We start from the raw sequence: 19,325 nt of genomic DNA, 5'->3' as shown, positions 1-19,325 counted from the left end.
CCGGATCCGCTGATCCACTCCGGAGTGGAGGAGCGATGCGGGGAGGCCGCCCGGCTCCTCAGCCCAGCGTGACCGGCTCGATCAGCTGCGGGCCGGTGTTGCGCACCGAGTTGGCGTCGCGGCTGACCGGGTGGTGCGTCAGGTCGTGGGCGAGCTCGTGCGAGTCGCGGTCGAGCAGCTCCAGCAGCTCGGCCGTGCCGAGGTGGTCGCCCAGCCAGTCGTCGTACGAGTCGGGCGCGAGGCAGGCCGGCATGCGGTCGTGCACCTCGCCGGGCGCCACGTGCGCGTCGCGCGTGATGATCGACATCGACAGCACCCACTTGTCGGGGTCGTCGTCGGCTTTCGTGGGGTCGGGCCAGGCGCTCATCACGCCCGCCATCGCGAGGGCCGCCCCCGGCTGGTGGACGAAGTGCGGCTGCTTGCCCGTCTCCGTCACCACCCACTCGTAGTAGCCCAGCGCCGGCACGATGCAGCGCGCCTGCGCGAACGGCCGCCGGAACATGCCGTTCGTCGCCACCGTCTCGATGCGCGCGTTGATCGGCTGCGGCCTCTTCTTCAGGTCGGGGTACCACGACGGCGTCAGGCCCCACCGGGCCCGGGGCAGCTCGCGCTCGCCGTGGCGCTGCCGCACCACCGGCACCGCGGTCGTCGGCGCGACGTTGAAGTCGTCGGGCAGGTCGGGCAGCCCGGCCAGCAGGTCGGGCAACAGCTCCGAGGTCGCCCGGGAGACGACGTAGCGACCACACATGCCACCCAGTCTCCGCCTCCGGGCCGCACCGCGCCAGGGGTCGGCCCGACCCGGCCCCGGTGCTCGCGCCCGGCCCCCCGCGGTGGAACACTGGCGGCATGGAGAGCACCGAGCGCAGCATCCGCGGCTACGTCGTCGTCGGGGTCGTGCCGTCGACCGCCGAGCGGGTCGTCGCGACCGCCGTCGACCTCGCGGCGCGGTTCGGCACCGGCCTCGCCTGCGTCAGCGTCGAGCCCGACCGGATGGCGTTCGCCGAGGGCATCGACGGCACCGTCCTCTCGTACCCGCTCGACCCGCAGAGCTGGGCCGCCGAGCTCGAGTTCGACCCGGCGCTGGAGGCGCGGCTGCGGCCGATCGCGGAGGCCCGCGGAGTCGACCTGGTCGCCACCTGCCTCACCGGCGAGCCGGCCCACGTGCTCGGCGCGCTCGCCGACCGCGTCGACGCCCCGCTCGTGGTCGTCGGCAGCCGCGAGGCGGGCCTCCGCGGCAGCGTCCGCGAGTTCTTCGCCGGGTCGGTCGCGCTCCACCTCAGCCACCGCCAGCACCGGCCCGTCGTGGTCGTCCCGCTCGCCCCGGTCGCGCGCTCCGAGGCGCTGCCGTGGGACGACGACCTGTGACGCCGCCGACCCCGCCCGTCAGCCCGTCGACCCCGCCGCGCGACCCGTCGACCCCGCTCCGTCGCCGCCTCCCGCTCGTCCTGCTTGTCGTCGCGGGCGGGGCCGTGGGCACGGCGCTGCGGGTCCTCGTGACGCTGGCCGTGCCTCCCGCGGGCTCCTTCGACACGCCGATCTTCGTGATCAACGTCGTCGGGGCGTTCGTGCTCGGCCTGCTGCTGGAGCGCCTGCTCCGCGGCGGGCCCGACGAGGGCCGTCGCCGGGTGCTGCGGCTCGGCCTCGGCACGGGCGTGCTCGGCGGCTTCACGACCTACAGCTCGCTCGCGACCGAGACGGCGACCCTCGGGGCCGCGGGCGACGTGCTGACGGCGTCGGTCTACGGGCTCGCGTCGGTGCTGCTCGGGGTGCTCGCGGCGGCCGCGGGGATCGCCGTCGGCGCCCGCGGGGCCCGGGGCTCCCGGTGACGCCGCTGCTGGTCGCCGCGACGGCCCTCGCCGGCGGGGTGGGGGCGGGCGCGCGCTTCTGGGTCGACGGCGCGGTGGGCGACGCGCTCGCGGCTCGTCGCTCGCGCCGCGGTGGTGCCGGTGCTGGCGCCGGTGCCGGTGCCCCCTCGCCCTACCCGTGGGGCACGGCCGTGATCAACGTGAGCGGGTCGCTGCTGCTCGGGCTCCTCACCGCGCTCGCGCTAGGGGCCGTCGTCTCGCCGACCTGGCGGGCGGTGCTCGGCACCGGGCTGCTGGGCGGCTACACGACCTTCAGCACGGCGAGCGTCGACACCGTCCGCCTGCTCGCCGCGGGGAGGCGCGGTGCCGGTGCCGCGTCCGCCCTCGGCCTCCTGGTCGCGGGCGTGGCGGCCGCGGGGCTCGGGCTCTGGCTCGGGTCGCTGGTCGCCTCCGCCTGACGGCGCGGGGGGCGCGCGACGGCGCGGGCGGCGCACTGCGGCCCCGCGGGGCGCGCGGCGCACCCCGGCTCAGACGTGCGTGGAGCGCTCGTGCTCGGCGTGGTCGGCCGGCTCGAGCTGGAAGGTCGCGTGCTCGACCTCGAAGTGGGCGGCGAGGCAGCGGTCGAGCGCGTCGAGCGTCTCGTCGACCTTCATGTCGCAGAACACGTCGCGCTCGACGACCACGTGCGCCGAGAAGACCGTCGCGCCGCTCGTGATCTGCCACGCGTGCACGTCGTGGGCCGAGACGACCCCGGGCGTGCCCGCGATGTGGCTGCGCACGTCGTCGAGGTCGATGTCGCCCGGCGCCGAGCCGAAGAGCACCCGCACGGCCTCGCGCAGCAGCGCCCAGGCGCGCGGCACGATCATCGCCGTGATGACGAGCGAGCCGATCGAGTCGGCCTGGGCGAAGCCCGTCGTCAGCACCACGACCGAGGCGACGACGACGGCGACCGAGCCCAGCAGGTCGCCCAGCACCTCGAGGTAGGCGCCGCGCATGTTGATCGAGTGGCTCGCCCCGCCGCGGAGCACGAGCAGCGCCACGACGTTGGTCGCGCCGCCGACCACGCCGACGACGAGCATCGGCACGCCGAGCACCTCGTGCTGCCCGGGGTCGAGCAGCCGGCCGACCGCCGAGACGGCGACCGAGGCGGCGACCGCGAGCAGCAGCAGCCCGTTGACGAGGGCGGCGAAGACCTCGACCCTCCGGTAGCCGTAGGTCTGTCGCCCGCTCGCGGGGCGGGCGGCGACCACCGTGGCGACGAGCGCGACGACGAGGCCGATCAGGTCGGAGGCCATGTGCCCGCTGTCGGCGAGCAGCGCGAGGGAGCCCGAGAGCACGGCGCCGACCGCCTGGGCCACGAGCCCGAGGGCGACGACGGCGATCGCGAGGCGCAGGCGTCGGCCGTCGGCGGCCATGTGCCCGTGCGTGTGGTCGTGCGCCATCTCGTGCTCTCTCGTGGGGCCCGAGCCGCCGGCCCGGGCGGGGTCGTCAGCGGTCGCCGCGGACGAACCTACCCGCGCGCACCGCGCAGCACCATGCCCGCGGCCCAGTCGATGACGATTCTCGGTGTCAGGAACTGCGGGAGGCGCCACCACCGCACCCGGGGGAGGGCCAGGCTGGGCGCATGACCGACACCACTGCCTCCTCGTCCTCTCCGTCCGCCGAGCCCACGCTGCGCCGCCGCGTGGCCGTCACGGGCGCGACCGGCGCCGTCGGCGGGCGCGTCGCGCGCACGCTCGCCGCGGCCGGCGTGCCGCTGCGGCTCGTCGTCCGGGACGCCTCGCGCGCTCCCGACCTCGGCGCCGCCGACGTCGAGGTCGCCGTCGCGACGTACGGCGACCACGAGGCGTCGGTGGCGGCGCTGCGCGGGGCCGAGGTGCTCTTCATGGTCTCCGCGGCGGAGGCGGTCGACCGCCTCGCCCAGCACCGGGGCTTCGTCGACGCCGCGGTCGAGGCGGGCGTGCGCCACGTCGTCTACACGTCGTTCCAGGGCGCGGGGCCCGACGCGGTCTTCACGCTCGCCCGCGACCACGCGGCGACCGAGGAGCACCTGGCGGCGTCCGGGCTCGCGACGACCGTGCTGCGCGACAGCTTCTACCTCGACGTGCTGCCGGAGTTCGCCGACGAGTCGGGGGTGCTGCGCGGCCCGGCCGGCGAGGGGCGCGTCGCGGCCGTCGCGCGTGCCGACGTCGCGGACGCGGCCGCCGCGGTGCTGCAGGCCCCGGAGGCGCACGCCGGGAAGGTCTACGAGCTGACGGGCCCCGAGGCGCTCACCCTCTCGGAGGTCGTGGCCCGGCTGAGCGCCGTGCTCGGCCGCCCGTTCACCTACCACCCGGAGACGGTCGTGGAGGCGTACGAGTCGCGGCAGCGCTGGCAGCCGGAGCCGTGGCAGGCCGACGCGTGGGTGAGCACCTACACGTCGATCGCGTCGGGGGAGGTGTCGCGCGTGACCGACGACGTGCGGACGCTCACGGGGCACGCGCCGCTGTCGATCGAGGGGCTGTTCGGGGGGCGCTGAGTCGTCGGGGTCGGGGTCGGGTGCCGGTGCCGGGCGGATCGGTTCGTCCCGGAGATGCCCGCCGAGAAGACTGATCCACTCTGGAGTGGAGGAGCGGGAGGGTGCTCCACTCTGGGGTGGAGGAGCGGGACGGGGTGCGCTGTCCTGAGGCGGGGCCGTTCCGCTCCGGATTGGATCAGCCTTCCTGGCGGGCACTTCCCGCCACGGGCCGAGCCGGAGCGGGCCAGGGGGCCCGGCAGCCTGGGAGCCAGGGGGCCCGGGGGCCCGGGGCCCCGGGCCCCGCACCGTCGCACCCGACCGGGGCTCAGCGCACGCGACGCGACGACAGCACCCCGCTGACGCCCAGCACCACCGTCGACAGGAACACCCCGACCATCGGCAGCTGCCAGCCGCCCGACACGTCGTGCAGCGCCCCGATCGCGAGCGGCCCGAGCGACGCGATCGCGTACCCGCCGCCCTGCACCAGGGCCGAGAGCCGGCGGGCGTCGTCGTCGGTCGAGGCCATCCGCACGATCACGATGAACACGATGGTGATCCCGCCGCCCTGGGCGGCGCCGCCGAAGAGCGACCAGACGAACCACATCTCCGGCGCGAAGAGCAGGCCGAGCGGCATCGCCGTCCAGCAGATCGCGATCATCGCGATGACGACCGCCGGGCGCACCCGCAGCGCGAGCAGCGGCACCCCGAGCGCCCCCACGACCGCCAGGATCTGGAAGATCGACGAGCTCGCGCCCGCCGCCTCCCGCGTCAGCCCGACCTCGTCGCGCAGCAGCGTCGGCATCCAGGCCGTCAGCCCGTAGTACGCGAACGCCTGCCCCGAGAAGGCCAGCATCAGGCCCCACGTGGTCGCCCGGCGCAGCAGCGGGCGCCGGCGCTCGGCCGCGTCGCGCGCCGCCGACGCCTCGTCGACGACCGAGATCCCGCCGGTGAGCACGTCCGACGCCGACGCGGCACCCGGCGAGGAGGCGCGGGTCGCGTCGTCGGGGCCGGCCGCCCCGGGTGCGCGGGCGGCGTCGCCGACCCCGGCCGCGACTCCGGCCGGGCGACCGCGGCCGAAGGCGACCCGCGGCCCGACCGCGATCGACCAGACGACCGCCGCCACCACGGCGAGCACGCCCCAGGTGATCAGCGCGAGCGGCCAGCCCACCGCCGCGGCGATCGGCGCCGTCGCGAGCGACGTGATCATCGACCCGACGTTGAGCGCCGACGTGTAGATGCCCGTGACGAAGCCCACGCGCTCGGGGCTGAAGTCGCGGCGGATGATCACCGGCAGCACCACGTTGCCCACGGTGATGGCGACGCCGATCACGATCGTGCCGACGTACAGCCACGACGACGTGCCGAGCGCACGCAGCAGCGTGCCCACGAGCACGCCGGCGAGGCCGATCGACACCGCGCGCTCGGGGCCGAGCTTCACGATCAGGCCCGAGGCCAGCGGGCTCGCCAGCGCGAAGCAGAGCACCGGGATGCTCGTGAGCAGCCCCGCGACGACCGCCGACAGCTGCAGGTCGCCGATCATCTGGTCGAGCACCGGCGCCGTGGCCACGATCGGCCCGCGCAGGTTGAGCGCGATCAGCACGATCGCGAGCGTCGTCAGCCAGATCGGCGCGGAGCGGACGGCCGCCCCGCCGACCTTCGTCACGCCGCGCCGCGCAGCGGGACGCCGAGCAGCACCGCGACGTCGGCGGGCGTGGCCGCGACCGCGACGGCCCCGGCGTGCTCGGCCTCGTCGCCGTAGCCCCAGCCCGCCATGATCGTCGGCACGCCGTGCACCGCGGCGCCCTCGACGTCGTGGTGGCGGTCGCCGATCAGCACGGGCCGCGACAGGTCGACGCCGCGCTCGCCGAGGCGGCGGAGGGCCTCGGCGACGACGTCGGCCTTCGTGTTGCGGACCTCGTCGTCGGAGGCGCCCGTCACGAGGTCGAGGTACTGCAGCAGGTCGTGGGTCTCGAGGATGCGCGTGGCCGGGGTCTCCGGCTTCGAGGTCGCCGTCGAGGTCGGCAGCCCGGCCGCGTGCACGGCGGTCATGAGCTCTCGTACGCCCGGGAAGATCGGGCTGTCGAGCGCCCCGTGCGCGAGGTAGTGGGCCCGGTAGACCCTCATCGCCTCGACGAGGCGGTCGCCCGAGAGGCCCAGGCGCACCTCGAAGCTCTGCGGCAGGGGCGGGCCCACCCAGGCGAGCATCTCGGCCTGCGGGGGGACGGGCAGCCCGAGCTGCTCGATGGTGAACGCGAGGCTCGCCGTGATGGCGGGCGCGGAGTCGGCGATCGTGCCGTCGAGGTCGTAGAGGACGGCGGTGTAGGGGAGAGTCATCGCCCTCAGCTTAGGAGCGGACGGCGCCGCCGGGTCGTCAGCCGACGCGGCGCAGCGGCCAGGTCGTCGTCGCGGGCTCGAGCACGACGGCGGGCGTCGCCGACACGAGCGCGGGCTCGGCCCTCGACGCCACGCGCTCGACGGGCCGGTCGAGGGGGCGGGTGACCACGATCGACTCGAAGATCGGGGTCGCGTCACGACGGGCGACGATGGCGTCGAAGATGGGCGAGGTCATGCGGGTCCTCCTGCGGGTCGACGCCGGCCTGCCCGGACGCCTTCCGGAATACTACGCTGATATTCACATTTCGCAACCCGGACCGACGGGCGTGACGCGGGGGCTCAGAACAGCCGCGAGTGCGAGTCGTCCAGCCCGCGCATGGCGTCGTAGTCGAGCAGCAGCGTGCGGATGCCCCGGTCGTGGGCGAGCGTGCGGGCCTGCGGCTTGATCTCCTGCGCCGCGAAGACGCCGGTCACGGGCGCGAGGTGAGGGTCACGGTTCATCAGCTCGAGGTAGCGCGTCAGCTGCTCGACGCCGTCGATGTCGCCGCGACGTTTCAGCTCGACCGCCACCGCGCCTCCCGAGGCGTCCCGGGCGAGGATGTCGACCGGCCCGATGGCCGTCATGTACTCGCGCCGCACGAGGGTGTGGCCCTCGCCGAGCAGCTCGATCTGCTCGGCCAGGAGCTTCTGCAGGTCGGCCTCGACGCCGTCCTTCGTGAGGCCCGGGTCGACGCCCATCTCGTGGCTCGAGTCGTGGAGCACCTCGTGGATCGAGACGACGAGCACGTCGGCCGTCTTCGGCTGCGTGACCTTCCAGAGCTCGGTGACCCCCGCCTCCCTCTGGTCGTCGTCGGGCTCGACCACGCGGACGGTGCAGGGCGGGCTCATCCAGTTCAGCGGCTTGTAGCTGCCGCCGTCGGAGTGCACCAGGAGGCTGCCGTCGCGCTTGACCATCAGCAGGCGGGTGGCGAGGGGGAGGTGGGCGCTGAGTCGGCCGGCGTAGTCGACCGAGCAGCGGGCAATGACGAGACGCACCCGACGATCCTAGGTGCCGAGCGGGCCGCCCGGCTCGTGACGATCCATCGATATCTCCTTGACAGAATGCGAGATGCGAAATACCGTCGGGGTGACCGAGGGGCCGTGCCCCGACCGACACCCGATCGAGAGGCCCCGCCGTGAGCGCGACCCTGCCCCGCCCGACCCGCCCCGCCCAGCCGCACCGCACCCGCGACTCCCACGCTCCCCGCCCGGGCGCCGACCCGGCGGGCCTGATGCTCGTCGACATCGCGACCGGCCGGTACCTGCCCGGCGACGAGATCGACGCCCCGGTCGTCGCCCGTGAGCACGGGCTCCGCCCCGTCGACGTGCGCATCGCCCTCTACGACCTGCGCCGGGCCGGCCTCGTCACCGGCGTGCCGTTCAGCGGCACCCGCGTCGTCGTCTGGCACCGTCGCACGAACGAGGCGCTGATGCGTCGCCTCGGCCGCGTGCTGGCGGGCGTCGCCGCCGCCTCGCCCGTGCTCGAGGCCCTTCCCGAGCCCGCCGAGACCCGGCTGCCCGCCGCCGACCTGCTCGTGCGGCACGGCCTCGCGCTGCCCGCCGACGTCGAGCACTTCCTCGACCTGGCCCGCACGATGGTCGACACGCTGCCGACCGACGAGCGCGTCCGCGTGCACTCGGAGCTGCTGCTGCCGCTCACCGTGCTCTCGACGACCACGGCCCTGCACGTGCACGGCGTGGTGCCGGCGCTTCCCGAGGGCGTGCGCGGGGCGATCGTCGACCTCGTCGAGGCGGCCGCGCACTACGGCGACTGGGCCGACGTGCCGGGGCTCGTCTCCGACTACACGGTCGCGCTCGGCGTCGACGAGCCGCGCTCGCCCGGCGAGCCCGCCTGACCGGCGCGGGCGCACTGGTGTACCGCGAGGCACCACGTCTTCGCGGGCGAACCACGCCGCGGCGTGGTGTCCCTGCGACGACGTGGTTCGTCCGGGCTGGAGAGCCCAGGAGGCGCGGGTCGCGTCGCGCGGGTCGCGCGGGTCAGCGGCGGGAGGGCTCCCGCGCGGCGCCCGAGGCGAGCCCGGCCACGGCGATCAGCACCAGCACCACCCAGAGCCCGTTGAGCAGCCCGACGTGCTCGCCGAGGAACCCGATCACCGGCGGCATCGCCAGGAACGCCACGTAGCCGATCGTCGCCACCGCGCTGACGCGCGCCGCGGCGTTCCGCGAGTCGTCGGCCGCGGCCGACAGCCCGACCGGGAACCCGAGCGCCGACCCGGCGCCCCAGAACACGACGCCGACGATCGCGAGCCACGGCTCGGGCGCGACGATCACGAGCAGCAGGCCGAGCGCGGCCGAGACCGCCGAGAAGCGCAGCATGGGCACCCGGCCGAAGCGGTCGAGCAGCGGCGAGCCCGCGACGCGGGTGATCGTCATGGCCGTGACGAAGACGAAGAAGACGACGGTGCCGGCGGCGTTCTCGAGCCCGTGGCCGTCGACCATGGCGAGGGCGAGCCAGTCGTTGGCCGAGCCCTCGGCGGTCGCCATGCCGAGCACGATGAGGCCGATCAGCACGGTGCCGGGGGTGCGCCACACCGCGAGGCGCGAGCGCCAGCCACCGGTGGTGCCGGAGGCACCGGCCGCGTCGCCCTCGACGGGCGCGTGCCCGAGGTCCTCGGACTGCATCCACCGCGTGACCACGAGCGCCGTGGCGGCGATCGCGACCGCGAGCACGGTCACGTGCACGGACACCGGCACGTCGAGCGCCTCTGCCCCCGCGCTGAGGAGCGCGCCGACCATGGTGCCCAGGCTGAAGGCGGCGTGGAAGAGGGGCATCACGGTCTTGCCGAGCACGCGCTCGGCGGCGGCGCCCGAGACGTTCATGCCGACGTCGCAGAGCCCGTTGCCGAGGCCGAAGACGGCGAGGCCGAGCACGATGCCGACGAAGCCGACGCCGAGGTCGGTGCTGAGGCCGGCGATCGTGAGGCCGACGGCGACCGTGCCGAGCGAGGCGAGCACCGTGCGGCGGGCGCCGAGCGCGGCGATGAGGTGGCTCGAGAAGGTGATGCCGACGATCGAGCCGACGCTGAGGCCCGTGACGAGCAGGCCCATCTCGAGCGTCGTCGCGCCGAGCACGTCGCGGACGGCGGGAACGCGGCCCAGCCACGTGGCGACGGCCAGCCCGCTGAGCCCGAAGACCACGAAGAGCGCGTTCCGCCACCGGACGACCTGCTGGCGGGTGAGGTCGCCGTCGTAGCGGCGCGTCTCGGCGGTGGGGCTGGTCATGGCGGTGTCACCTCGAGCGTCGGTGTTCGGCGGGCGGGAGCGCTCCGACCGGCCGGCACCGCGCCTCCTCGGGCCTGGTGCGGTGCGGGTCGAATCGATTCGACCGTCAGCCTAGGGGGTCGCCCGGCCCGCTGTCGAGGGCGGGCCGGGCGGACGGCGGACCGGCGGCGACCGGGCAGCGATCGAGCGACGACCGGGTGGCGACTGGGCGGCGACCGGGCGGCTGCCGGGCGGCTGCCGGGCGCCGCCTCGTGGGTAGGGTCGGCCCATGACGACGCTCGCGCTGCCCGCCGACCTGCCCTTCCCGGTGATCGACGGCCACAACGACCTGCCCTGGGAGTGCCGTGTCGCCCGCGGCTCGAGCGTCGAGGGCGTCGACGACACGATGCTGACGCTGCACACCGACCTGCCGAAGCTCCGGGCGGGCGGCGTCGTCGGCCAGTTCTGGTCGGTGTTCGTCGAGACGACCGAGCCCGACCCGGTGCGGGCGACCCTGCAGCAGATCGACCTCGTCCACCGGATGGTCGCCCGCTACCCGGAGTCGCTCGCCCTCGCGCGCACCGCCTCCGACGTGGTCCGGGCCGTGGAGCAGGGTCGCGTCGCGTCGCTGCTCGGGGCCGAGGGCGGCCACTCGATCGGCGACGACCTGGCCGTGCTGCGCAGCTTCGCGCGCCTCGGCGTCCGGTACATGACGCTGACGCACAACGACGACACCCCCTGGGCCGACTCGGCCACCGGCAGCCGCCCGCACGGCGGGCTCACCGACCGCGGCCGCGAGGTCGTCGCCGAGATGGAGCGGCTCGGCGTGCTCGTCGACCTCTCGCACGTCAGCCCCGACACGATGCGCGACGCGCTCGACGTCGCGACGGCGCCGGTGGTCTTCAGCCACTCGTCGACCGTCGGCGTGGCCGACCACCCGCGCAACGTGCCCGACGACGTGCTGCGGCGACTGCCCGACGTCGGCGGCGTCGTGATGGTCACCTTCGTGCCCCAGTTCGTCTCGCGGCGCTACGCCGACTGGCTCGCCGCCGACGTCGCCCGGGCCGAGGGCGAGCCGGGCGAGGCCGCGCCGCCGGTCACCGTGGGCGACGTCGCCGACCACGTCGAGCACGCCCGTGACCTCGCGGGGGCGGCCCACGTCGGCCTCGGCGGCGACTACGACGGCACGCCGACGCTGCCCGACGACCTCCGCGACGTGTCGCGCTACCCGGTGCTGGCCGACGAGCTGAGGAGTCGCGGGTGGGGCCCCGCAGACCTGCGCGCCCTGGCCGGCGGCAACGTCCTGCGCGTGCTCGCCGCGACCGACGAGCGGTTCGCCGCGAACTGAGCGGCGCCCGCGTGCCCGCGGCGGCTGCCCCGGGGGCGCGGCGGCTGCCCCGGAGGGCGCGGCGGCACGGACCGGTGCTGCGGCGGCGTGGACCGGCCCTGCGGGGGCGTCCGGGCCGGTCAGCTAGGCTGCGGCACCATGAGCCGGGCAGAGGGCGACGTCGCCGCGAGGCCGACCCTCGCCGCGGTCGCGCGGGCGGCCGGGGTCAGCGCGAGCACCGCCTCCCTGGCGTTCAGCGGAGCCGGCCCCGTCAGCGACGAGACCCGCACGCGCGTGCTCGCGGCCGCCGCCGAGCTCGGCTACGGCGGGCCCGACCCCCGGGCGCGCTCGCTGCGCCGCGGCCGCTCGGGCATCGTCGGAGCCGTGCTCGAGGACACCCTGAGCAACGCCTTCCGCGACCCGATCAACGTCGCGATGCTCGACGGCATCGCCGACGTGACCGGCCCCGCCGACAACTCGCTGCTGCTGCTGACCGAGAACGAGGGCGAGCACTCGCGCCTGCTCGACGCGCCCCTCGACGCGGCCGTGCTCTTCGGCTGCAGCACGCGGCTCGACGAGTCGGTCGAGGCCGTGCGGCGCCGCGGCATCCCGCTCGTCTCGATCGAGGCGAAGCCGATGGAGGGCGTGCTCGACATCGGCGAGGACAACGTCGGGGCCTCCGAGCTGCTCGCCCGCCACCTGCACGACCTCGGCCACCGTCGCGTCGCCGTCGTGGCCCTCGAGCTGGGCCCCACGCGCTGGGTCGGGCCCCTCACCGACGAGCGCGTCGCCCTCGGCACCTCGTGGCCCACGCTCGAGCGGCTGCGCGGCACCCGCCGCGTCTACCCGGGCGTCGGCGGCCTCGTCACCTACGGCAGCTGGACGAGCGAGGGGCACCGGGCCGGGCTGCAGCTGCTCGACGTGCCCGAGCGCGAGCGGCCGACCGCGATCATCGCGCAGAGCGACCTGCTGGCCTCGGGCGTCATCGCCGCGGCGGCCGAGCTGGGGCTCTCGGTGCCGCGCGACCTCAGCGTCGTCGGCTACGACGGGGTGCGGCTCGACGACCCGCGCGCCGCCGACCTCACCACGGTCGTGCAGCCCGCGGTCGAGAAGGGCCGTGCCGCGGGGCGGGCCGTGCTCGCGCTGCTCGCGGGGGAGCCCGCGGTGGGCACGACCTTCACCAGCGTGTTCCGCGCGGGCTCGACGACGGCGCCCCCGGCGCGCTGACCCGCGACGGCCGGTGCCGTCGGCGTCGGCTGCGGGCCGGCGAGATGCCCGCGGGCCGACGAGATGCCTCGTCCTGGGCCGTCGGTGCCCGGGAGGGCCCACGACGAGGCACCTCGGTGCGGCGAGCCCGCGGGGACGCCGCCGCAGGAGTGAGCCGTTCTCGCGACTCGCGGGGCCCGCGTGGGCCGACCCGCGCCTTCGGCACCTAGCGTCGCCGTGTGCACATCACAGTCCTGTCTGTCTCCGTCGCCCTCGTGATCGGCATCGTCGTGCCGATCGTCGTCGCCGCCCTGGTCCGTCGCGGCGACGCGGCGCGGGGCAAGACGTTCCCGATGCCCGACGCCGTCACCGGGGTGCTGTTCGAGGTGCGCACCCGTCGTTGGCAGCGCGTGCTGCTGCGGGTGATCGGCTACGTCATGGCGATCGTGGGCGCGTTCATGACCTTCATCGGGGCCGTCGTCGGGTTCACCGACCCTGACGAGGCCCTGCCGTTCGGGTTCTGGATCGCCGCGGTGCTCATCCTCGCCTTCGGCGTCTGGCTCGTGATGATGGCCAGCGCCCTCGGGCGCACCCGGCTCCAGGTCTGGGAGGACCGCCTCCTCGCCCGCCGCGGATTCCGGGCAGAGCGCCTGGTGCTGCTCTCCGACGTCGCGCGGCTGACCCCGTACGCGAGCCAGTACGGCGGCGTCGTCGCCAGGGCGGCCGACGGCAGCAAGCTCTTCATCTCGGACGGGCTCGAGCTGAACCACGACCTGCTCGCCGACCACCTCCGCACGCGGCTGCCGCAGGTCTGGGCCGCGTCGTTCCCCGGCGACGCCCGCTCGCCGCAGCGCTGACGCCGCCGCCGGGCTGACGCCCCACCGCGCCTCCCGCTGCTCCGCTGCCCCCGCCTCCCGCCTCCCGCCTCCCGCCTCCCGCCGCTCCGCTGCCCCCGCACCCCGCACCCCGCCCCTCCTCTGCTCCCGTCACCCGCGCCTCCCCTCGCGACCTCTGGCTGCAATTGCCGACCACGGAGCCCAGAACGACTGGATATCCGGTCGCCAGAGCGCGCTCGGGGCCGATCTGGTCGGCATTTGCCCCCTGAGCGACGTTGCCGACGGCCGGCGAGACTCAGCGCGCGCACCCCGAGCGAGGCAGCCGACGCCCCGCGACGCTCAGCGCGCCCCGACGACCATCCACCGGTCGCTGCGCGCGCGCAGCCCGAGCGTGACCGCCCGGGCCCCGATGTACCCGAGGCCGAACGCGAGCCAGAGCGCGACCGCGCCCGACGTCGTCGACCCGACCCGCGACTCCACCGGGAGCAGCACCGCGAGGTAGGCCGCGAGGCTGACGACCGACGCGATCGCGAGGTAGCGGGCGTCGCCCGCGCCGAGCAGCACCCCGTCGAGCACGAACACGAAGCCCGCGAGCGGGACGCCGACAGCCATCGCCACCACCACCGACGGCAACACCGCCTGCACGCCCGGGTCGGGGCTGAAGACCGGCGCGAGCACCGGCGCGAGCAGGGCCAGCACGCCGCCGAGCAGCACCCCTCCACCGACGCCGAAGAGCATCAGCCGCCGCGTGACCGCCCGCACGCGCTCGCGGTCGCCCCGGCCGAGGGCGTGCCCGATCATCGCCTGGCCGGCGATCGCGAGGGCGTCGAGGGCGAACGCGAGGGTGCTGAAGAGCGTGAGCGCGACCTGGATCGTGGCCAGGCCGGTCACCCCCGAGGAGGCGGCGGCCGCGACGGTCGCGATGAGCGCGGCCCGGAGCCCCGCGTTCCGCACGAGCAGCCAGCCCCCCGCCTGGGCGGTGCGTCCGACCCCGGCGAGCCCCGGGCGGAGGTCGGCGCCGACGGCTCGGGCCGCCCGCACGGCGATGACGACGTAGACCGCCGCCATGCCCCACTGCGCGACGACGGTGCCGGCCGCCGAGCCGGCGATGCCCCAGCCGAGGCCGTAGAGGAAGAGCGCGTTGAGCCCGGCGTTCGCCGCGAAGCCGACGGTGGCGACGACGAGCGGGGTACGGGTGTCCTGCAGCCCGCGGAGCAGTCCGGTCGCGGCGATCACGAGCAGCATGCCGGGCAGCCCGAGCAGCGAGACCGAGAGGTAGGTCGTGGCGGCCGCCGCGACGTCGTCGGCCACGCCGAAGAGGCCCACGAGCGGCTCGGCCGTCACCGCGCCGACGCCCGCGACGACCACGCCGACCAGCAGCGCGAACCACATGCCGTCGACGCCCGCGCGGATCGCCCCGCGCTGGTCGCCGGCTCCCAGCCGTCGCGCCACCGTCGGGGTGGTCGCGTAGGCCAGGAAGATCAGCAGCCCGAGGGCCGTCTGCAGGACGACGCTGGCCACGCCGAGGCCGGCCAGCGGCACCGAGCCGAGGTGGCCGACGAGGGCGGTGTCGGTGAGCAGGAAGAGCGGCTCGGCGACGAGGGCCCCCAGCGCCGGCACGGCCAGGCGGACGATCTCGCGGTCGAGGGGCGAGCGGAGGCGCACGCTCAGTCGGTGCCCCGGAGCCGACCCAGCACGCTCATCACGTGGAACACGACGATCGCCGCGACCGTGCCCAGGATGATGCCGCCGAAGCTGGCACCGCCGAGCACCAGGGTGAAGTCGGCGATGCCCATGATGAGCGCGACGCCGGCGGTGAGCTGGTTCTTCGGGCGGCTGAAGTCCACCTTGTTCTCGACCCAGATGCGGATGCCGATGACCCCGATGAGGCCGTAGAGAGCGGTGGTCACGCCGCCCAGCACCCCCGGCGGGATGGTGAAGATGACGGCGCCGATCTTGGGCGAGAGGCCGAGCAGGATCGCCACGACGCCGGCGACCCAGTAGGCCGCGGTGGAGAAGACGCGGGTCGCGCTCATCACGCCGATGTTCTCGCCGTAGGTCGTCGTGGCCGAGCCGCCGCCGAGGCCCGCGATCACGGTGCTGAGGCCGTCGGCGAAGAGCGCGCGACCGGTCAGCGGGTCGAGGTCGCGCTTCGTCAGCTGGCCGACGCCCTTGACGTGCCCCACGTTCTCGGCGATGAGCGCGAGCACGACGGGCAGGAAGCCGAGGTAGATCGGCAGCTGCCCGAGGTCGAAGGCGGGGGCGGTGAACGTCGGCAGGCCCACCCACGGCGCGGCCGCGACGGCGCTGTAGTCGACGGCGCCCGCGATCACCGCGGCGACGTAGCCGACGACCACCCCGACGAAGATCGAGAGGCGCCCGAGGAGGCCCTTGAACAGGACGGCGCTGAGCACGACCGCGGCGAGCGTGATCAGCGCGATGCCCGGCGAGAGGGCGAAGTTGTCGCGGGCGGCCGGGGCGAGGTTGAAGCCGATCAGGGCGACGATCGAGCCGCTGACGACCGGCGGCAGGAGGGCGTCGATCCACCGCGTGCCGGCGAGGTGCACGAGCACGCCCACCAGGGCGAGCAGCGCCCCGACGACGATGATGCCGCTCAGCGCGAGGGGGATGCCGCCCACGTCGGTCGCGGCGGCGATCGGCGCGAGGAAGGCGAACGACGAGCCGAGGTAGCTGGGCAGCCGGTTCTTCGTGATGAGGAGGAAGAGCAGCGTGCCGATGCCGGAGAAGAGCAGGGTCGTGCTCGGCGGGAAGCCCGTGATGATCGGCACGAGGAAGGTCGCGCCGAACATCGCGACGACGTGCTGGCCACCGAGGCCGACGGTGCGGGGCCAGGTGAGGCGTTCCTCCGGGGCGACGATCTCGGTCGAGTCGACGGTCTTGCCGTCGCCGTGCAGTGCCCAGGGGAGTGCCATGCCGAGAACTGTAGCGAGGAAGCGGTTTCCTCCGTGTTTCCTGGGGACGGCGGCCGCAGAGCCGGTCGTTCGGGCCGTGCGGCGTCTCCCGGGCCCTCCCCGGACGGCCGTCGGGGGCCTCACCTAGGCTGACGGGCATGACGAGCGACGCGCTGACCTCCGGCATCACCACCGACGACCTCGACCCCGCGGTGCGCCCGCAGGACGACCTGTTCCGCCACGTGAACGGCCGCTGGATCGCCCGCACCGAGATCCCCGACGACAAGGCGCGCTACGGCTCCTTCCTCGTCCTGGCCGAGGAGGCCGAGGCGGCCGTCCGCGACATCATCCACGAGTCGCAGGAGGCCGAGCCGGGCACCGAGGCCCGCAAGGTCGGCGACCTGTTCACGAGCTTCCTCGACGAGGGCCGGGTGGAGGCGCTGGGCGCGGCCCCGCTCCGCCCGCTGCTCGAGCAGGTCGAGCAGGTCGGCGACGTGCCCGACCTGCTGCGCCTGGTCGGCAGCTTCGAGAAGCAGGGCGTCGCGAGCTTCGTGCAGCTCTTCGTCGACAACGACCCGGGCGACCCCGAGCGCTACGTCGTCTTCCTGGAGCAGGGCGGCCTCGGCCTGCCCGACGAGTCGTACTACCGGGAGGAGAAGTTCGAGTCCGTCCGCACGGCGTACGTCGCCTTCGTCGAGACCATGCTCGGCCTGGCCGGGCTCGACGACGCCGCCGGCCGTGCCGCCCGCGTCGTGGCGCTCGAGACCGAGCTGGCCACGCACCACTGGAGCAACGTCGCGACCCGCGACAGCGACGCCACCTACAACCTGCAGCCGTGGTCGGAGCTCGCGGCCTCGGCGGCGGGGGTCGACCTGGCGGTCTGGCGCGACGCGGTGCAGGCGCCGGCCGGCACCTTCGACGAGGTCGTCGTGCGCGAGCCCTCGTTCGTCTCCGGCCTCGCCAGCCTGCTCGTCGACGAGCGGCTGCCCGAGTGGCGCGACTGGCTGAGCTGGCAGGTCGTCCGCTCGTTCGCCGCGTACCTCTCGTCCGACTTCGTCGAGGCGAACTTCGACTTCTACGGCCGCACGCTGACCGGCACCCCCGTCCAGCGGGCGCGCTGGAAGCGCGGCGTCTCGTTCGTCGAGGGTGCGATGGGCGAGGCCGTCGGCCGCATCTACGTCGAGCGGCACTTCGCGCCGGCGGCGAAGACCGCGATGGACGACCTGGTCGCGAACCTCGTCGAGGCCTACCGCCAGAGCATCACGCAGCTCTCGTGGATGACCGACGAGACCCGACAGCGCGCGCTCGAGAAGCTCGACAAGTTCACCCCGAAGATCGGCTACCCGGTGAAGTGGCGCGACTACTCGGCCCTCGAGGTCGACGCGAGCGACCTGATCGGCAACGTGCGCTCGCAGGCCGTCGTCGGGTTCGACCGCGAGCTGGCCAAGATCGGCTCGCCGATCGACCGCGACGAGTGGTTCATGACGCCCCAGACGATCAACGCGTACTACAACCCCGGCTTCAACGAGATCGTCTTCCCGGCCGCGATCCTGCAGTTCCCGTTCTTCGACGAGACCCGCGACGCCGCCGCGAACTACGGTGCGATCGGTGCGGTGATCGGCCACGAGATCGGCCACGGCTTCGACGACCAGGGCTCGAAGTACGACGGCGACGGCCGCCTGACCGACTGGTGGACGGCCGCCGACCGCGAGGCCTTCGAGGCCCTCACCTCGTCGCTGATCGCGCAGTACGACGCGCTCGAGCCCGCACAGGTGCCCGGCCACCACGTCAACGGCGCCCTCACCATCGGCGAGAACATCGGCGACCTCGGCGGCCTGTCGATCGCCTACGACGCGTACCTGCTCTCGCTGGGCGGCCAGGAGGCGCCGGTCGTCGACGGCCTGACCGGCGCGCAGCGCTTCTTCCTCAGCTGGGCCCAGGCCTGGCAGATCGCCATCCGCGACGAGGAGGCGATCCGCCTCCTGTCGATCGACCCGCACTCGCCGAACGAGTTCCGCTGCAACCAGATCGTCCGCAACATCGACGAGTTCTACGCGGCGTTCGGCGTCACCGAGGGCGACCGCCTCTGGCTGCCCGAGGCCGAGCGCGTCACGATCTGGTAGCCCCCCCGCGGGTGACCGAGGGTGCAGGAGGCGGTCGTCGCGACCGCCGGGGAGGCGACCGTGGCGCCGGTGCGCGTCACGGAGGCTCCCGTGCGCCCGAGTCGTTCGGCCGGTCGTTCACGACGCTCGGCGAGCTCGCCGTGGAGGGCGCGTCGGTCTCCGTGGCCGTGCGCGACCTCGACGGCGGCGACGACCTGCTGAGCATCGACGAGACGGTGGCCCTGCCGGTCGCCCAGGTCGGCGCACTGCTGCTGCTCGTCGAGGTCAGCGCGCAGATCGAGTCGGGCCGTCTCGGCGCCCTCGACGAGCTCGAGCGCCTGGCGGGCCCCGGCGACCGGGCCGCGCTCGGCGGCGGCGGGGTCTGGTCGTACCTCCAGCGGCGGGCCCTGGCCGTGACCGACGCGGCGGCGTTGGTCGGCGCGCTGCGCGACCCCGCGGCCGTGAACGCCCTCGTGGGGAGGGTCGGCCTCGACGCCGTCCGCGCCCGCGCCGACGGCCTCGGGCTGGTGCGCACGGCCCTGCTCGACGAGGTGCGCGCCGAGCGCGGCCCCGACGACGCCCCGGCCCTCGCCGTCGGCACGGCGGTCGAGCTCGTCGGGCTGATGACCCGACTGACGCACGGCGAGGTCGTCGACGAGGCGGTCTCCAGCCGCGTGCTCGGCTGGCTGTCGCTCGGCGTCGACCTCTCGCTCGTGGCCGGGTCGTTCGGCCTCGACCCGGTGTCGCACCGCCGCCTCGACCACGGTCTGCAGCTCGTCAACACGGTGGGGGTCTCACCGGGGACGCGCTCCGAGCTCGGGGTGCTGCGCGGCCCGGCCCGCGGGGTGGCGTACGCCGTGACCGTGGCGTTCGACGACCTGACGCTGGCTCGCCGCCTCCGCGTGGTGGACGCACTGCGCGCCCTCGGCACCGACCTGCTGGAGCACGTGCACTGAGCCCGCCGCGCGCGCCCGCCTGGAACCCGCGCTCGCCTCCGGGTGGTCACGATCTGCTCGCCCCGCGCCGACGAGCAGCAGTTCGTGAC

Annotated in this window: 19 protein-coding genes; 10 read left to right on the top strand and 9 right to left on the bottom strand. The window is 74.9% G+C overall.

The annotated features are described in order from the left end of the window. Positions 1–58: 58 nt before the first annotated feature. Positions 59–748, bottom strand: a complete 690-nt coding sequence (locus JOE43_RS03030) for an SOS response-associated peptidase (protein ID WP_209514568.1) — start codon at positions 746–748, stop codon at positions 59–61. A 98-nt stretch (positions 749–846) separates the two neighbouring features. Between JOE43_RS03030 and JOE43_RS15415 the strand changes: the two genes are divergently transcribed. The 3 genes from JOE43_RS15415 to JOE43_RS03020 are packed head-to-tail and all read left to right on the top strand — an operon-like array spanning position 847 to position 2,263. After that, entirely contained in the window at positions 847–1,365 is a 519-nt protein-coding gene (locus JOE43_RS15415) for a universal stress protein (protein WP_056058075.1), read from the top strand. Further along, positions 1,347–1,826 carry a CrcB family protein gene (locus tag JOE43_RS15410; RefSeq protein ID WP_307803215.1) on the top strand — a complete coding sequence of 160 codons (480 nt, stop codon included), beginning with the start codon at positions 1,347–1,349 and terminating at the stop codon, positions 1,824–1,826. The genes JOE43_RS15415 and JOE43_RS15410 overlap by 19 nt, the downstream gene beginning before the upstream one ends. Further along, positions 1,823–2,263: a CrcB family protein gene (locus tag JOE43_RS03020; protein WP_209514566.1), complete on the top strand. Its 441-nt coding sequence runs from the start codon at positions 1,823–1,825 to the stop codon at positions 2,261–2,263. Before JOE43_RS15410 ends, JOE43_RS03020 begins: the two co-directional genes overlap by 4 nt. A 69-nt stretch (positions 2,264–2,332) precedes the next feature. Here the strand turns inward: JOE43_RS03020 and JOE43_RS03015 are convergent, their stop codons facing one another. Next, the gene (locus tag JOE43_RS03015) at positions 2,333–3,247 is read right to left on the bottom strand and encodes a cation diffusion facilitator family transporter (RefSeq protein WP_209514564.1); all 915 of its coding nucleotides are present in this window, start codon (positions 3,245–3,247) and stop codon (positions 2,333–2,335) included. 182 nt (positions 3,248–3,429) lie between these two features. On the opposite strand from JOE43_RS03015, the gene JOE43_RS03010 reads away from it, so the two are divergent. Continuing rightward, on the top strand, positions 3,430–4,323 hold the full coding sequence (locus JOE43_RS03010) for an SDR family oxidoreductase (RefSeq protein WP_209514561.1): 894 nt from the start codon (positions 3,430–3,432) through the stop codon (positions 4,321–4,323). A 304-nt stretch (positions 4,324–4,627) separates the two neighbouring features. Here the strand turns inward: JOE43_RS03010 and JOE43_RS03005 are convergent, their stop codons facing one another. The 4 genes from JOE43_RS03005 to nucS all read right to left on the bottom strand — a co-directional run bounded on the left by JOE43_RS03005 (position 4,628) and on the right by nucS (position 7,671). Continuing rightward, positions 4,628–5,965: an MFS transporter gene (locus JOE43_RS03005; protein WP_307803214.1), complete on the bottom strand. Its 1,338-nt coding sequence runs from the start codon at positions 5,963–5,965 to the stop codon at positions 4,628–4,630. Further along, a complete protein-coding gene (locus JOE43_RS03000) occupies positions 5,962–6,636 on the bottom strand; it encodes an HAD hydrolase-like protein (RefSeq protein WP_209514559.1) in 675 nt (224 codons plus the stop codon). Before JOE43_RS03000 ends, JOE43_RS03005 begins: the two co-directional genes overlap by 4 nt. Before the next feature lie 37 nt (positions 6,637–6,673). Continuing rightward, positions 6,674–6,871, bottom strand: coding sequence for a hypothetical protein (locus JOE43_RS02995; protein WP_209514558.1), 198 nt, complete (start codon positions 6,869–6,871; stop codon positions 6,674–6,676). A gap of 104 nt (positions 6,872–6,975) precedes the next feature. Then, positions 6,976–7,671, bottom strand: a complete 696-nt coding sequence (nucS, locus tag JOE43_RS02990) for an endonuclease NucS (RefSeq protein ID WP_209514556.1) — start codon at positions 7,669–7,671, stop codon at positions 6,976–6,978. Between the two features lie 140 nt (positions 7,672–7,811). Between nucS and JOE43_RS02985 the strand changes: the two genes are divergently transcribed. After that, positions 7,812–8,531: a hypothetical protein gene (locus JOE43_RS02985; protein ID WP_209514554.1), complete on the top strand. Its 720-nt coding sequence runs from the start codon at positions 7,812–7,814 to the stop codon at positions 8,529–8,531. Positions 8,532–8,673: 142 nt separating this feature from the next. Here JOE43_RS02985 and JOE43_RS02980 read toward each other — a convergent pair whose 3' ends face one another. After that, on the bottom strand, positions 8,674–9,918 hold the full coding sequence (locus tag JOE43_RS02980; protein WP_209514552.1) for an MFS transporter: 1,245 nt from the start codon (positions 9,916–9,918) through the stop codon (positions 8,674–8,676). Between the two features lie 268 nt (positions 9,919–10,186). Between JOE43_RS02980 and JOE43_RS02975 the strand changes: the two genes are divergently transcribed. From JOE43_RS02975 to JOE43_RS02965, 3 genes are all read left to right on the top strand, one after another. Continuing rightward, positions 10,187–11,245, top strand: a complete 1,059-nt coding sequence (locus JOE43_RS02975) for a dipeptidase (RefSeq protein WP_245187101.1) — start codon at positions 10,187–10,189, stop codon at positions 11,243–11,245. A 138-nt stretch (positions 11,246–11,383) separates the two neighbouring features. After that, positions 11,384–12,451, top strand: a complete 1,068-nt coding sequence (locus tag JOE43_RS02970) for a LacI family DNA-binding transcriptional regulator (protein ID WP_209514549.1) — start codon at positions 11,384–11,386, stop codon at positions 12,449–12,451. A 218-nt stretch (positions 12,452–12,669) separates the two neighbouring features. Beyond that, positions 12,670–13,287: a hypothetical protein gene (locus JOE43_RS02965; RefSeq protein ID WP_209514547.1), complete on the top strand. Its 618-nt coding sequence runs from the start codon at positions 12,670–12,672 to the stop codon at positions 13,285–13,287. A 318-nt stretch (positions 13,288–13,605) separates the two neighbouring features. On the opposite strand, the gene JOE43_RS02960 is transcribed toward JOE43_RS02965, so the two are convergent. Both JOE43_RS02960 and JOE43_RS02955 read right to left on the bottom strand, forming a co-directional pair. Beyond that, positions 13,606–14,937: an MATE family efflux transporter gene (locus tag JOE43_RS02960; RefSeq protein ID WP_374073169.1), complete on the bottom strand. Its 1,332-nt coding sequence runs from the start codon at positions 14,935–14,937 to the stop codon at positions 13,606–13,608. Next, entirely contained in the window at positions 14,934–16,199 is a 1,266-nt protein-coding gene (locus tag JOE43_RS02955) for a uracil-xanthine permease family protein (protein ID WP_056058038.1), read from the bottom strand. The genes JOE43_RS02960 and JOE43_RS02955 overlap by 4 nt, the downstream gene beginning before the upstream one ends. 137 nt (positions 16,200–16,336) lie before the next feature. Between JOE43_RS02955 and JOE43_RS02950 the strand changes: the two genes are divergently transcribed. Together JOE43_RS02950 and JOE43_RS02945 are read left to right on the top strand one after the other, a co-directional pair. Continuing rightward, the gene (locus JOE43_RS02950; protein ID WP_209514545.1) at positions 16,337–18,301 is read left to right on the top strand and encodes a M13 family metallopeptidase; all 1,965 of its coding nucleotides are present in this window, start codon (positions 16,337–16,339) and stop codon (positions 18,299–18,301) included. A gap of 11 nt (positions 18,302–18,312) precedes the next feature. Beyond that, positions 18,313–19,236 carry a serine hydrolase gene (locus tag JOE43_RS02945; RefSeq protein ID WP_209514543.1) on the top strand — a complete coding sequence of 308 codons (924 nt, stop codon included), beginning with the start codon at positions 18,313–18,315 and terminating at the stop codon, positions 19,234–19,236. The last annotated feature ends 89 nt before the right edge of the window (positions 19,237–19,325 follow it).

It is taken from the genome of Frigoribacterium sp. PvP121 (assembly GCF_017833115.1).
Lineage (GTDB): Bacteria > Actinomycetota > Actinomycetes > Actinomycetales > Microbacteriaceae > Frigoribacterium > Frigoribacterium endophyticum.
The sequence above is the reverse complement of the archived record's forward strand: the minus strand, read 5'-3'. Positions and strand labels throughout refer to the sequence as shown.

Coding starts and splice junctions, on each gene's coding strand:
- JOE43_RS03030 (WP_209514568.1), bottom strand. CDS start 748: ATGTGTGGTCGCTACGTCGTCTCCCGGGCGACCTCGGAGCTGTTGCCC.
- JOE43_RS15415 (WP_056058075.1), top strand. CDS start 847: ATGGAGAGCACCGAGCGCAGCATCCGCGGCTACGTCGTCGTCGGGGTC.
- JOE43_RS03015 (WP_209514564.1), bottom strand. CDS start 3,247: ATGGCGCACGACCACACGCACGGGCACATGGCCGCCGACGGCCGACGC.
- JOE43_RS03010 (WP_209514561.1), top strand. CDS start 3,430: ATGACCGACACCACTGCCTCCTCGTCCTCTCCGTCCGCCGAGCCCACG.
- JOE43_RS03000 (WP_209514559.1), bottom strand. CDS start 6,636: ATGACTCTCCCCTACACCGCCGTCCTCTACGACCTCGACGGCACGATC.
- JOE43_RS02995 (WP_209514558.1), bottom strand. CDS start 6,871: ATGACCTCGCCCATCTTCGACGCCATCGTCGCCCGTCGTGACGCGACC.
- JOE43_RS02980 (WP_209514552.1), bottom strand. CDS start 9,918: ATGACCAGCCCCACCGCCGAGACGCGCCGCTACGACGGCGACCTCACC.
- JOE43_RS02975 (WP_245187101.1), top strand. CDS start 10,187: ATGACGACGCTCGCGCTGCCCGCCGACCTGCCCTTCCCGGTGATCGAC.
- JOE43_RS02970 (WP_209514549.1), top strand. CDS start 11,384: ATGAGCCGGGCAGAGGGCGACGTCGCCGCGAGGCCGACCCTCGCCGCG.
- JOE43_RS02955 (WP_056058038.1), bottom strand. CDS start 16,199: ATGGCACTCCCCTGGGCACTGCACGGCGACGGCAAGACCGTCGACTCG.
- JOE43_RS02950 (WP_209514545.1), top strand. CDS start 16,337: ATGACGAGCGACGCGCTGACCTCCGGCATCACCACCGACGACCTCGAC.